12 protein-coding genes are annotated in these 12,487 nt (G+C 60.7%); 3 read left to right on the top strand and 9 right to left on the bottom strand.

Translation table 11 applies throughout. The features are described from left to right. Nucleotides 1-78: 78 nt before the first annotated feature. The 4 genes from GFU70_RS06425 to GFU70_RS06410 form a co-directional block, all read right to left on the bottom strand. Entirely contained in the window at nt 79-942 is an 864-nt protein-coding gene (locus tag GFU70_RS06425) for an HlyD family secretion protein (RefSeq protein WP_058545737.1), read from the bottom strand. Between the two features lie 9 nt (nt 943-951). Further along, nucleotides 952-1,158 (bottom strand): DUF1656 domain-containing protein, encoded by a 207-nt coding sequence (locus GFU70_RS06420; RefSeq protein ID WP_003198565.1) that lies wholly within the window; start codon nt 1,156-1,158, stop codon nt 952-954. Continuing rightward, entirely contained in the window at nt 1,145-3,145 is a 2,001-nt protein-coding gene (locus tag GFU70_RS06415; protein WP_153387751.1) for an FUSC family protein, read from the bottom strand. Before GFU70_RS06415 ends, GFU70_RS06420 begins: the two co-directional genes overlap by 14 nt. A gap of 395 nt (nt 3,146-3,540) precedes the next feature. Continuing rightward, complete coding sequence (locus GFU70_RS06410; protein WP_058545739.1) at nt 3,541-4,008, bottom strand: PA2169 family four-helix-bundle protein; 468 nt, start codon at nt 4,006-4,008, stop codon at nt 3,541-3,543. Nucleotides 4,009-4,212: 204 nt separating this feature from the next. Here GFU70_RS06410 and GFU70_RS06405 point away from each other — a divergent pair, with 204 nt between their 5' ends. Further along, a complete protein-coding gene (locus tag GFU70_RS06405; protein ID WP_058545751.1) occupies nt 4,213-4,449 on the top strand; it encodes a DUF3820 family protein in 237 nt (78 codons plus the stop codon). A gap of 17 nt (nt 4,450-4,466) precedes the next feature. Next, nucleotides 4,467-5,654 (top strand): aminotransferase class V-fold PLP-dependent enzyme, encoded by a 1,188-nt coding sequence (locus GFU70_RS06400; RefSeq protein WP_153387750.1) that lies wholly within the window; start codon nt 4,467-4,469, stop codon nt 5,652-5,654. A gap of 294 nt (nt 5,655-5,948) precedes the next feature. On the opposite strand, the gene GFU70_RS06395 is transcribed toward GFU70_RS06400, so the two are convergent. The 3 genes from GFU70_RS06395 to zwf are packed head-to-tail and all read right to left on the bottom strand — an operon-like array spanning nt 5,949 to nt 8,801. Next, a complete protein-coding gene (locus GFU70_RS06395; RefSeq protein ID WP_058545741.1) occupies nt 5,949-6,614 on the bottom strand; it encodes a bifunctional 4-hydroxy-2-oxoglutarate aldolase/2-dehydro-3-deoxy-phosphogluconate aldolase in 666 nt (221 codons plus the stop codon). 17 nt (nt 6,615-6,631) lie between these two features. Beyond that, a complete protein-coding gene (pgl, locus tag GFU70_RS06390) occupies nt 6,632-7,345 on the bottom strand; it encodes a 6-phosphogluconolactonase (protein ID WP_058545742.1) in 714 nt (237 codons plus the stop codon). Further along, nucleotides 7,332-8,801, bottom strand: coding sequence for a glucose-6-phosphate dehydrogenase (gene zwf / locus GFU70_RS06385; protein ID WP_058545743.1), 1,470 nt, complete (start codon nt 8,799-8,801; stop codon nt 7,332-7,334). The genes pgl and zwf overlap by 14 nt, the downstream gene beginning before the upstream one ends. A gap of 196 nt (nt 8,802-8,997) precedes the next feature. Between zwf and GFU70_RS06380 the strand changes: the two genes are divergently transcribed. Then, entirely contained in the window at nt 8,998-9,858 is an 861-nt protein-coding gene (locus GFU70_RS06380) for a MurR/RpiR family transcriptional regulator (protein ID WP_175360356.1), read from the top strand. A 47-nt stretch (nt 9,859-9,905) separates the two neighbouring features. Here GFU70_RS06380 and GFU70_RS06375 read toward each other — a convergent pair whose 3' ends face one another. Then, nucleotides 9,906-10,760, bottom strand: coding sequence for a D-hexose-6-phosphate mutarotase (locus GFU70_RS06375; RefSeq protein WP_058545745.1), 855 nt, complete (start codon nt 10,758-10,760; stop codon nt 9,906-9,908). A gap of 261 nt (nt 10,761-11,021) precedes the next feature. Continuing rightward, the gene (locus tag GFU70_RS06370; protein WP_116643024.1) at nt 11,022-12,368 is read right to left on the bottom strand and encodes a carbohydrate porin; all 1,347 of its coding nucleotides are present in this window, start codon (nt 12,366-12,368) and stop codon (nt 11,022-11,024) included. Nucleotides 12,369-12,487 lie beyond the last annotated feature (119 nt).

The raw sequence follows: 12,487 nt of genomic DNA, 5'->3' as shown, positions 1-12,487 counted from the left end.
AGCTTGCTCGCGATGCAGGCGCCTCGGTTCCCTGAGAGACCGAGTTATCTTCATCGCGGGCAAGCCTTGCTCCCACATTCAAGGCAAGTCTTCGCGCACCTGCACGCTCGCCGTCATCCCGGCGCTCAGGTTCACCCCCTCCGGCACCTTGTCCAACTTGATCCGCACCGGTATCCGCTGGGCCAGGCGCACCCAGTTGAAGGTCGGCTCGACCTCCGCCAGCAACTGCGCATCGGGGTTGGTGTTGCGGTCGGTAATGCCACGGCTGATGCTCTCGACATGGCCCTCCAGCGCATGGCCGGCGCTCATCAGCCAGATCTTGACCGGATCGCCCACGCGGATCCTCGGCAACTTGGTCTCTTCGAAATAGGCCTGCACATAGAACGTCGAGTCATCGATCAGCGCCATCACCGGCTGCCCGGCATTCACGTAGTTGCCTTCGGCCAGGCGCAGGTTGGTGATGTGGCCGTTACGCGGGGCCAGGACCTGGCTGCGGGCCAGGTTGAGCTCGGCCACCTTGGCCTCTGCCTGGGCTTCGCGCAGTTCGCCTCGGGCGATGCCGGCGTTGATCTGGGCATTTTCCCGCAGTTCGGCGCTGATGGCCTGGGGCCCAAGAGCCGCGCGGCGGCTGGCTTCGTGTTCGCGCAGGCTCAGTTGCTGCTGGCGCGTCTGGACCACGGCCCGGGCCTTCTCCAGCGCCGCCTCGAACCGCTCACGGTCGATACTCAGCAGCACATCGCCGGCCTTGACCTGCTGGTTATCCACCGCCTTGAGCTCGCGCACCCAACCCGACACGTCGGGTGCAATCACCACCACGTCGGCGCGAATCCGCGCATCGCGGGTCCAAGGTGTGAGCATGTAGTACTGCCACAAGTGAAACCCGGCGAAAATCGCCACGGCCACCATGCACAGCGTGACGGCGACACGTACGGATGTACGCATGTTCAACTCCTATAGCGGCCCGAGGACCACGGTAATAACGGTCAGGACACAGACATACAGGGCGCAGTCGAACAAGGCTTCATGCCATATCCAACGCCCGGCCGGCACCAGGCTGAGCAGCAGGCGCAACGCACCGGTCACCAGCAACGCCAGCACCACATAAATCAGGAACGGGCTGAGCAACACCCCGCCAATCGACCACTCACGCAAGCCCATGGCTGTGCTCCCGTCGTTCAGGTTCGTGCTGGTGGCACCAGGCGCGCCAGCTGTTTTGCAATTGCACCACCGCGCCCTGGGCCAGCTTCAATGCGTCACCGGGCGGCTGGGTCGACAACACGTTCAGGAACTCGGCGCTTGCCGAGGCCAGCGCATCGGCCTTGTCACCGGCCGGGCCATGTTCGAGCACCTGCTCCAGCGCTTCGAAATAGCGACGCTGCGCCCGGCTATCAGGCACTTGGGCGACGGCCAGGCTAAGACGCAAATGCAACAATTCATCGCCAATGTCCAGGCCAAGCAAACCATCATCCCAACGGCTGCGCGCCTGCACCGGCAACTCAGGGTAATGCCGCGCCAACTGCAACAGCCGGTCAGCCATGCGCCCGCCGAACCAGCTCTCGGCGCCACGCAGGCTGCGATGGGTCAGGCGCACCAGGTCGTGGAGGGTCGCGGCCAGCAGACGGCGGCTGTGCCAGGCCGGGTTGCGCAAAATCAGCAGATTGAAGGCCAGCACCGCCGCGCCCACACCAATCATCATGGCCTGGGCGTTATTGAAGAACGCCGCGACGTCGTACTTCATGGCATTGAGTGGTGAAATCAACACCACGAAATGCAGGCAGAACGACGTCGCCGTGGCAAAAATCTGCGGCTTGGCCATACCCAGCGCGCCGAAAAACAACGGCACGCCCATGGCCATGCACAGCATCGCAAAACTGCTCCATTGCGGGAGAACGAGCTCACCGATCACGAACGCCGTCGGCACGGCCAACAGGATGCCCCGCAGAAAACTCATGCCGATCTGCGCGCCATTTTCGCGACTGGCGAACAGGCTGCACACCACGCACGTCAGCAGCATTGCCCCCGATGCGGCGGGCCAGGCGGTCGCCAGCCAGAAACAGGCAACCGTCAGGAATGCCAAGGCGCTGCGCGCACCAAAGACCATGGCCAGGGACAAATCACGATGAGGCGCCAGGGTTCGCGGTGGATCCGCCGCCTCCCTGCCCTCCTGTACCGCCGCCAAGGCAGCGCAGGCGGCCAGGGCGGTATCGAGCAACAAGGCGAACCGCGCCAGGCAGTAGCTCTGCGCCGAGCTGATCTGCGGATCGTGAGACGCATCCCATACCCGAGGGCGCAAGGCTTGCAGGGTCGCGCTGTCGGCGTCGAGGGCCTGCTGTACCTCGTCCATCCACGGCTGAAGGGCCTCGGCCTCCTCGGGATCGAGCTGTTTCCACTGCCGTCGCACCGAGCGCGAAAGGCGCAGCAGCATCAGCAATTTCTGGCTCAAGCCGCTGATGGCCCGGGCTCGCTGTCGGCCACGGCGGCCCTCGAACCAGGCATGTTCGCGCTGGGCATCCACCGCGACGATCCTGCCCAGAATTTCCAGCAACCCTTTTCGGGCCTGGACATCGCCAGCCAGGGTCGCACGGGCGGCCTGCATGCCGCTCTGCCACGCCGCAAGGGCCTGACCGGCCAGTTGCCGCTCGACCCGCAACGGCCAGAGCAAGGCACTGGCCGCCGTGGCGCAGACGATGCCCAGGCTGATCTCGGTGCAACGGGCCACCGCCTGATCGAACACACTCAGCGGATGGGAAATGGTCGGCAGGGCAATGATCGCCACCGTGTAACCGGCCAGAACGAATGAATACGACCAGGCACTGCGCAGCAGCGTCGAACAGGCCGTGCACAACCCCAGCCAGAGCGCCAAGGCCAGCAGGAACAACCAGGGCGCCTGGGCGAACAGGCCCATGAACACCACCGACATGACGGTGCCCACCAGCGTGCCAACCAATCGCGCCAACCCCTTCTGCACCACCATCCCGGACAGGGGCTGGGCGACGATGATCGCGGTCATCAGCGCCCATGACGGTTGCTCCAGCCCCCAGCGCAGCGCCAGCCACAACGCCAGCCCAGCGCCAAGCACGGTCTTGATGGCGAACTGCAAAGCGAGGCGGTCGGGGGCAAACAAGGCCTGGAAGGTTATGGGCACGCGAAAAACTCTTTGGGGGACGCCAGTAACGATAGATGCAATGCAAGGGGATAGGCGACGCAATTATTAGCTAGCTATCTATTCTAGTCCAGAGTTGTTTGTCGCCCAATCATGCAAACGCTTTGGCGGTCGCAGATTGCTCCCGCCAGGACCTGTAGGAGCTGGCGAAGCCTGCGATCTTTTGATCTTTTGGTCTTTTGATCTTTCGCTTGAGATTCAAGTGTCTGGGGAAAGATCGCAGCCTCGTTGCACTCGACAGCTCCTACACCGCTCCTACATAGCTCCTACGTAGCTCGTCCACAGTCCTACACAGCGCCTATGGGCCCAGTGAGGTGATCGCTGTCGACAAAAAAAACGCCAGGCATGCTGGCGTTTTTTTGGCGTTGACCGCGTGTTTAACTGTTGGCGCGCGCCTGGTTACGCAGTGCCTTGACCTGGTCATGGTTGCGTTGCACGCCGTGGTACTGACGCTCGACCAGGTCACGGATACCGACCAGGTTGTGCTTGTTGATTTTCTCGATCGCTTCCCTGTAGGCCTTGAGCGCATGGTCTTCGCCACGCTCGGCTTCGTTGAGCACCGCTTCTTCATCCTTGCCGGTGAACATGGATTTCACGTCCACCCAACGACGGTGCAGGTCACCTGCGACGCTGGTGGAGGTTTCAGGATCGCCGCCCAGGGAGCGAACCGCCGCTTGAAGTTCGGCCGCAGCGGTCGCGCAATCGGCGGCGCGCTTGACGAACAGCGCCTTGAGTTCTGGGTGCTTGATGTCTTCAGCGCAGGTCTTGAAGCCTTCCTGGCCATCCTTGCTGGTCTCGATCAGGTCGTTCAAGACAGAGATGGATTCTTTATTGATGTCAGTCATTTTTCAGTTCCTTTGCTGGTGAATAAAAAACCTGCAAGGGATATTGCATCGGCCATGCCAGCCACCAATTTCAATAAATCATTTAAAAATCAATTAGTTAACAATAACGCTAAAATCTGTATCCGCGCTATTTGCATGATCTGTCATTTGGCCTGCATGCAGAATGCCTGTATTTTCGAGGCAGATTTGAATCAGACGATCGCCATGAACCCGCAAAAGCTCGAATTGCTCATCACGCGTCAAATGCCGTTCGGCAAATACAAGGGTCGAATCCTCGCTGACCTGCCCGGTCAGTACCTGAACTGGTTCGCCCGCGAGGGTTTTCCTCACGGTGAACTGGGTGGTTTGCTGGCACTGATGCAGGAAATCGATCATAACGGGCTGTCGGACCTGCTCGATCCATTGCGCGCCAAACACGGCAAGCCCAAGCCTCGCCCCTGACCAGTTGAGCCCCCGTCATGCCCGAAAACACGCTACGCGCCCACGATGAAGCTTTCTGGCAGACGTTTGTCGGCCGCTACGACGTCGATCCCGCCGGGCCACTCAATCTGGAAAACGGTTACTTCGGGCGCATGTCCCGTACCGTGGTGGAGGAGTACCAGCGCAACATCGAATTCATCAACCGGGGCAACTCGGTGTACGTGCGCCAGCATTTCGACCGTGAACACGGCGAAGCCATTCGGCGGCAGGTGGCCCGGCTGATCCACGCTTCACCCCAGAGCGTGGGGTTGGCCGGCAGCGCCGTGGATGCCTTGCAGACGCTGATTCGCAACTACAACGGCCTCAAGCCTGGCGATCAAGTGCTGATCTGTGATCTGGAATATGCCTCGGTCAAAAGCGCCATGCGCTGGCTGGCCCGCCAGCGTGGCGTGGAGGTGATCGAAATCGTCCACCAGCACCCCGCCAGTTTCGAAAGCCTGGTGGGCACTTATCGCCAAGCGTTCATTCGCTACCCGCGCCTCAAGGTGATGGCGCTGACCTACGTCAACCACCTCACCGGGCTGGTGATGCCGGTCCAGGCCATTGCCGAGAGTGCCCAGGAATTTGCCGTCGATATCATCCTCGACGGTGCCCACGCCCTGGGCCAGATCGATTTCGACCTGAAGAAGCTCGGGATCGAATTCGCCGGTTTCAACCTGCAGAAGTGGATCGGCGGGCCCCTCTCCCAGGGCTTCCTGTACATCGCCCCGCAGCGGTTGGCCGACATCGACCCGGACATGGACGAAGACAGCTACCCCGCCACCGACGTCCGCTCACGCACGCCTCACAGCACGCCCAACATCCCTGCCTTGCTCACCCTGCCGCTGGTCTTCGAAGAACACCAGGCCCTGGGTGGCGCTTCAGCCAAAGGCGCGCGACTCTGTTACCTGCGTGATCTATGGGTGAGCGCCGTGCGCGATGTGCCGGGCATCGAAGTCATGACCCCGGATGACCGGCGCCTCTATTGCGGGATCACCGCGATGCGCTTCACCGCCCATACAGACCAGCAGGCAATGGCCGATCGATTGCTCAATGACTATGGGATCTTCACCGTGGTACGCAACACGAGCGTTGGGCCATGCATCCGCATCACACCCGGCCTGGTCACCCTGGCGAGCGACATTCAGCGGTTGACCCGAGCGCTGACCGAACTGAGCGGTACCTAGCCCCCTTGCTCCCGCTGGACCCTGTAGGAGCTGGCGAAGCCTGCGATCTTTTGATTTTGATCTTGATCTTGATCTTGATCTTGATCTTTCGCTCTCGACTCAATTGTCAGTGGAAAGATCGCAGCCTCGTTGCACTCGTCAGCTCCTACACAGCTCCTACACGCAGCCCAGCGGGAGCAAGCTCCCTCGCCACAGGAAATTTGTGCTGCCATAAAAAACCAGGCAAAAAAAAACGGCGCGCCGACCAAGCGCACCGTAAAACCGTAGAACACCCAACGAGGTTCGGTAAAACAATCAGTCCAGCAGCGCCAAGGCCTCGGCGGTACATTCCTGGATGCGGGCCCAGTCGCCGTTCTTGATCCACTCAGGATCAAGCATCCAGCTACCGCCCACGCACATCACGTTTTTCAACGCCATGTAGCTCTTGATGTTGGCCGGGCTCACACCGCCGGTCGGGCAGAATTTCACTTCGCCGAACGGGCCACCCAAGGCCTTGATGGCCGCAACGCCACCGCTGACTTCGGCCGGGAACAGTTTGAAACGGCGATAACCCAGGCTGTAGCCTTCCATGATGCCCGAGGCGTTGCTGATGCCTGGCAATAAGGGCACAGGGCTGTAGACGCTGGCCTCGAGCAGATCACGGGTGATGCCCGGAGTGACGATGAACTGCGAACCGGCAGCCTCGGCGGCGGCCAGCATGTGGCGGTCGAGCACCGTACCGGCACCGGTCACCAGTTCCGGACGCTGCTCGCGCAGCACCTGGATGGCCTTGAGGCCGTATTGGGAACGCAGCGTCACTTCCAGCGCCGTCAGGCCACCGGCCGCCAGGGCATCGGCCAGCGGCAGGATGTCCTGTTCACGGGCGATGGTGATCACCGGCAGGATCCGCGCCTTGGCGCAGAGGCTGTCGATCAGGGCAACTTTGTCCGCCATGGAAACGGTCGGGGATGGGTTTGTCATAGCGGCTGATCCTTGGTTCATGGGCACCAGTAAATCTCTAACGTAGGTTGCAAAAACGCGCGGATCGGCATTTCGGCGACATCGTCACCCGCTACCGCAGCGTTCAGGGTGGTCAATTTCGACTGACCGGAAATCGACAGCACTTTGTGTTGGGCCGAAGCCAGCAAGGCGCGGCTCATGGTCAAGCGCTGGTGCGGCACGGTTGGCGCCAGCATCGGCCAGCAGCGGCGTGTGCCATTGGCGTCCAGGGCCTGGGCCAGGTTCGGACTGCCGGGGAACAGCGAGGCGGTGTGCCCGTCATCGCCCATGCCCAATACCAGCACGTCGATCGGCGGCAGCTCGGCCAGCAGACGATCGGCCTGCTCGGCAGCCGCTTCCAGGTTGGTGCTGGCGCTGTAGAGGCTCAGGAACTGGGCCTTGGCCGCCGCGCCTTGCAGCAGGTAACGCTTGAGCAGGCCGGCATTGCTGTCGGCGTGTTCAACCGGTACCCAGCGCTCGTCGGCCAGGCTGACCACCACGTTGGACCAATCCAGCGCCTGCTTGGCCAGGTGCTGGAAAAACGCCACCGGGCTGCGACCGCCGGAAACCACCAGGGTCGCCGCACCGCGCGCGTCGATCGCGCTGCGCAACTGCTCGGCCACCTTCAGCGCCAGGCCTTCGGCCAGCACCACCGGGTTCTTGAATTCATGGGCGCTAACGCCCTGCGGCAGTTTCAATTCAGATATCGCCATACCATGACCTCCCATCCCGCGTGATCAGTGCAATGGAGCTCATCGGCCCCCAGGACCCGGCCGCATACGGCTTGGGCGCATCACCGGATTTCTTCCACCCGGCGATCAACTGGTCACACCACGTCCACGCGGCTTCAATTTCATCTTTACGGACAAACAGGTTCTGATTGCCGTTCATGACTTCCAGCAACAACCGCTCGTAGGCATCGGGAATCCGTGCGCTGCGATAGGTGTCGGAGAAGTTGAGTTGCAACGGACCGCTGCGCAGTTGCATGCCCTTGTCCAGGCCCTGCTCCTTGGTCATCACCCGCAAGGAAATCCCTTCGTCCGGCTGCAGGCGGATGATCAGCTTGTTGCTGATCTGCAAACGCTGCTCGGGCGCGAAGATGTAGTGGGACGGTTCCTTGAAGTGGATGACGATCTGCGACAGCTTCTGCGGCATGCGCTTGCCGGTACGCAGGTAAAACGGCACCCCGGCCCAACGCCAGTTGCGGATGTCGGCACGCAGGGCAACGAAGGTCTCGGTGTCGCTCTGGGTGTTGGAATTGGGTTCTTCGAGGTAGCCCGGCACCGCCTTGCCCTCGCTGTGGCCGGCAATGTACTGGCCACGCACCACCTGGGTCGTCAGGCCTTCCGGGCTGATCGGCGCCAGGGCCTTGAGCACCTTGACCTTCTCGTCACGGATGCTGTCGGCGGACAAGTCGGCCGGTGGGTCCATGGCGATCAGGCACAGCAGCTGCAACAGGTGGTTCTGGATCATGTCCCGCAGTTGCCCGGCCTTGTCGAAATAGCCCCAGCGGCCTTCGATACCGACCTTCTCGGCCACGGTGATTTCCACATGGGAAATGTAGTTCTGGTTCCACTGGGTTTCGAACAGGCTGTTGGCGAACCGCAGCGCGATCAGGTTCTGTACCGTCTCTTTGCCCAGGTAATGGTCGATGCGATAGGTACGGTTTTCCGGGAAGAACTGCGCCACGGCGTCGTTGACCTTGCGCGAAGACTCCAGGTCCGAGCCGATGGGCTTCTCCAGCACGACACGGGTGTTTTCGCTCAGGCCAACCTTCGCCAGGTTTTCACAGATTGCCCCATACACCGCCGCTGGGGTGGCGAAATAGGCAATGACCTGCTGGGTCGAACCGGCCGCTTCGGCCAAGGCGACGTAATCGTCGGCCTTGAGGAAATCCACGTGCAGGTAGGTCAAGCGTGCCAGGAAGCGCTCGAGCACGGCTTGGTCCAGGTCTTTTTCACCGACGTAGCGACGCAACTCGGCGGCGATGAATGCCAGGTGCTGCTGCTCGCTGCCGGGTTCACGGGCCAGCGCAATGATTCGCGTGTCCTCGTGCAACAATTGGGCGCCATCGAGCTGATACAGGGCAGGAAAGAGCTTGCGCAAGGCCAGATCGCCCAACGCGCCGAACAAGGCAAAGGTGCACGGTTCAACCGTAATCGAAGGCATGATGTTTGTTCTTTTATCAAGTTAAGCTACAAATACCTTTTTTCAAGGTATCACTCAAGGAAAAATGTAGTAATAACCACAACATTTTTCGAAAATACCGATTCCGAGTGGTGGTCCGCTGGAGCCATCAGTAGGATAGGCCACCGCAAAGGGTCGTATCAAAGACCCGTCTTTCTAGGAATCTTGTATGGACCGCGTGCGAAATTTACTGGAACAGATCCAGAGTCGCCTTGAAGACCTGAACAAGGCAGAACGCAAGGTGGCCGAGATCATCCTGCAAAACCCACAGCAGGCGACCCGCTTCAGCATCGCCGCCCTCGCCCAGGCGGCTTCGGTCAGCGAACCGACCGTCAACCGTTTCTGCCGCTCGTTCGGCGTCAGCGGTTACCCGGAACTAAAGCTGCAACTGGCCCAAAGCCTGGCCAGTGGCGCTGCTTATGTCAGCCGTGCGGTAGAAGCCGACGACAACCCGGAAGCCTATACCCGGAAGATCTTTGGCAGTGCCATTGCCTCATTGGACAGCGCCTGCCAAGCCCTTGATCCCAATTTGATCAGTCGCGCCGTGGACCTGCTGATCCAGGCCCGGCAGATCCACTTCTTCGGCCTCGGCGCCTCCGCCCCGGTGGCCCTGGATGCCCAGCACAAGTTTTTCCGCTTCAACCTGGCGGTGACCGCGCACGCCGACGTGCTGATGCAGCGCATGATCGCGTCGGTGGCCCATACCGGTGAGCTGTTCGTGATCATTTCCTACACCGGCCGCACCCGTGAACTGGTGGAAGTGGCGCGCATCGCCCGGGAAAACGGCGCATCGGTGCTGGGCTTGACTGCCGAAAACTCGCCACTGGCCAAGGCCAGCACCCTGAGCCTGAACATTCCACTGCCCGAAGACACTGATATCTATATGCCGATGACCTCGCGGATCATCCAGCTCACCGTGCTGGACGTACTCGCCACCGGCATGACCCTGCGTCGGGGCGTGGATTTCCAGCCGCATCTGCGCAAGATCAAGGAAAGCTTGAATGCCAGCCGGTATCCGGTGGGGGATGAGTTCAACTGATCCATCCTGATCGCTCCCACGCTCTGCGTGGGAACGATCATCCAGAGCTAACCCCCCACCCACGCCTGCAAACTCAGATGCGCCCGCTCCCCCGGCGCCAGGCACAGGCTGTCGGTGCCGCCACTGGCCGCTTCGACGCAGACGAATTCGCTGACTTCATCCCAACTCACACCTAACAAAGGCCGTGCGCCGGGATGCCAGACCACAGTGTCGGCGCTGTCGCCGGTGTCGATGCACAACTCGCGCTTCCAGGCGTGGTCCTTGAGCTGCAACTCCCCCTCATGCTGGAACACCCGCTGACAGCCACCCTCGACCCGCAATTCGCCTTCCTGCTGGCAAACCGCACGGCTCAACTGGTCGTAACCTTGAGCGCCTTCGAGCCCAGACAGCGCTACCTCACCAACATCACCAATGCGCCAATAGGCGTGCAAGGCCTGGCTCAACTGGCACGGCAGGCTGTCCTGATGCTCGGTGCTCAAGCGCAGCTCCATGCGCTCACCCAGGTCTGCATGCAGGTCCACTTGCCAGTCGCACAACTGCAGTTGCCAGTGCAAATGCACACCGTCTTCATCGCTGCGGCTGTCGAGCAGTTTCCAGTCGATCAACCGCGCCCAACCGTGGGACGGCCAGGCGTTTTCACTGGGATGACGGCCATACCAAGGCCAGCACACCGGCACCCCGCCGCGTATCGCACCGACTTGCGGCCACTTGGCCGCGCACCACAACCAGGGCTTCTGGCCTTTGGGTTGAAAATGCAGCAACTGTGCGCCCTGACGACTGAACACCGCTTGGCACAACGGGTGATCGATCACCAACACGTCGCGCTGCTGATAGCGCTCCCACGCGAACACCGGGCGTTCGCGCAAGGATCTGAAAAAGCGTTGTAGCGGATGCTCATGCATGGGCCGCGGTCCTGGAAATCACTGAGTTACCGATCTGTCTGCGACACTGATTGTGGCGAGGGGATTTATCCCCGCTGGACTGCGAAGCAGTCCCAAAGCAGTGACTGAAACACCCAGGCGCCTGTTTTAGGGCCGCTGCGCGGCCCAGCGGGGATAAATCCCCTCGCCACAGGTTCTGTGCCAGCCACCTTGCAAAAAAAAGCGGACAGCCTTGGCCGTCCGCAAATATGCGCACATAGAGAGGAGCTTATCGCAACAGCGTTAGAACACCGACTGAATTTTCAGGCCGGCCACCAGCGCGTTGTCGACTTCATCCACACCACCAGGGTGAGTGATGTATTGCAGGTTGGGACGTACGGTCAGCCAGTTGGTTACATGGATCCCGTAGTTGAGTTCGTAGTTGTACTCAGTGTCCCGCAACGGCGCGAACAGCGGATCGTTGTAGTCGGAAACACCATTGGCAGCGTTGGTCAGCTCGGCGTTTTTCTTCACGTCTTCGTTGACGTGGATACGGGAGAAACCGATCCCGATGTCATCCTTCGGACGCGCATCGAACGGCCCCTTGTACACGAACATCAGCGACTGGTAGTTGTCGACGACGTTGGTGTCCTTGTCGTGGAAGGTCGCATTCGCCGCGATGTTCAGGCCACGGGAAGCGTCACCGTTGTGAGTGGTGAGTTGTTGTTGCGCGACGAACCAGTAGCCGTGCTTGCTGTTGTGACTGCGATAGGCGTTGCGGGTGGTCGCGGCGTCATCGCCATTGTCGTCTTCACGGACGTCATTGGCATCGGCCGTGCTCTTGTAGTAACCGACACGGTATTCGCCCGGCAGGTTGTTGACCTTCGGCGACCAGACCAACTCGACTGGAATGACAGTACCCTTGGTACCACTGCCGCTGAGCTTGAAGCCATTGCCATGCTCGAGTTGCGATGGGTTCTGGTTGTACGCACCGATCTGCGCGTAGAACTCAGGCGTGAGGTTGTACTTCACACGGATCGCGGCCTGCATGACCGGCCAGTTGTACCAGATGTTGGTTGCCCAGTTACCCACCTGGGAACCGCAGAACGCCAGATTCTGGAACTCGCAAGGGAAGGTGTTGAAGTCTTCGCCTTCACCGAAATAACCGGCCTTGACGTCCAGCTTGCCGTCGAGGAACTGGTGCTTGATCCACAACTGGGTCAGACGGACCATGTGGCCACGGCCGTAGACTTCCTGGGAGGAACTCAAGGTACCCGCACGCGGGTCGCCCACACGGTCATTGGAAATGTTTTCACCGTTACGATTGGTGAGCTGGATCTTGGCCTGGGTGTTATCCCAGCCCCACAGTTTTTCCAGGTCCAGCGCGACGCCCAGACCGAACTGGTCGGCGTAACGCGCCGTCTTATCGTTGTTGTAGCCACCGTGCAGGTTGCCGCCCACCTCACCGACGTAGTCAGCCTTGATATCGATACCTTGTTCGATCAGTTTGGTCCGCTCGCCGCCCCAGTCACCCGTCATCCACTGCGAATCGGCGCTGAACGCGTCGGCAGCGTGTGCGCTACCGGCCAGCATCATCGCCGCAACGGCTGACAACTGGCAGATAAGCTGGGCGTTGTTTTTCTTCTTCATCCCTACATCCTCGTCTTTATTGTTATTAACTGTTTTTATCTAACGCGGTTTACAACGATTGCGGCGGATGTCCCCATCCACCGCATACTCTTTTTGGGGGGAGCAAAGCCCTCTCCCAC

The sequence above is a fragment of the Pseudomonas brassicacearum genome, from assembly GCF_009601685.2.
Lineage (GTDB): Bacteria > Pseudomonadota > Gammaproteobacteria > Pseudomonadales > Pseudomonadaceae > Aquipseudomonas > Aquipseudomonas kilonensis_B.
This window is presented reverse-complemented; position numbering and strand designations above follow the sequence as displayed.

Bases quoted from the DNA above. Each gene is read 5' to 3' on its own strand.
- GFU70_RS06420 (WP_003198565.1), bottom strand. From the start codon at position 1,158: ATGGGCTTGCGTGAGTGGTCGATTGGCGGGGTGTTGCTCAGCCCGTTC.
- GFU70_RS06405 (WP_058545751.1), top strand. From the start codon at position 4,213: ATGAACCCGCAAAAGCTCGAATTGCTCATCACGCGTCAAATGCCGTTC.
- GFU70_RS06425 (WP_058545737.1), bottom strand. From the start codon at position 942: ATGCGTACATCCGTACGTGTCGCCGTCACGCTGTGCATGGTGGCCGTG.
- GFU70_RS06410 (WP_058545739.1), bottom strand. From the start codon at position 4,008: ATGACTGACATCAATAAAGAATCCATCTCTGTCTTGAACGACCTGATC.
- GFU70_RS06395 (WP_058545741.1), bottom strand. From the start codon at position 6,614: ATGACAAACCCATCCCCGACCGTTTCCATGGCGGACAAAGTTGCCCTG.
- GFU70_RS06400 (WP_153387750.1), top strand. From the start codon at position 4,467: ATGCCCGAAAACACGCTACGCGCCCACGATGAAGCTTTCTGGCAGACG.
- GFU70_RS06375 (WP_058545745.1), bottom strand. From the start codon at position 10,760: ATGCATGAGCATCCGCTACAACGCTTTTTCAGATCCTTGCGCGAACGC.
- zwf (WP_058545743.1), bottom strand. From the start codon at position 8,801: ATGCCTTCGATTACGGTTGAACCGTGCACCTTTGCCTTGTTCGGCGCG.
- GFU70_RS06370 (WP_116643024.1), bottom strand. From the start codon at position 12,368: ATGAAGAAGAAAAACAACGCCCAGCTTATCTGCCAGTTGTCAGCCGTT.
- pgl (WP_058545742.1), bottom strand. From the start codon at position 7,345: ATGGCGATATCTGAATTGAAACTGCCGCAGGGCGTTAGCGCCCATGAA.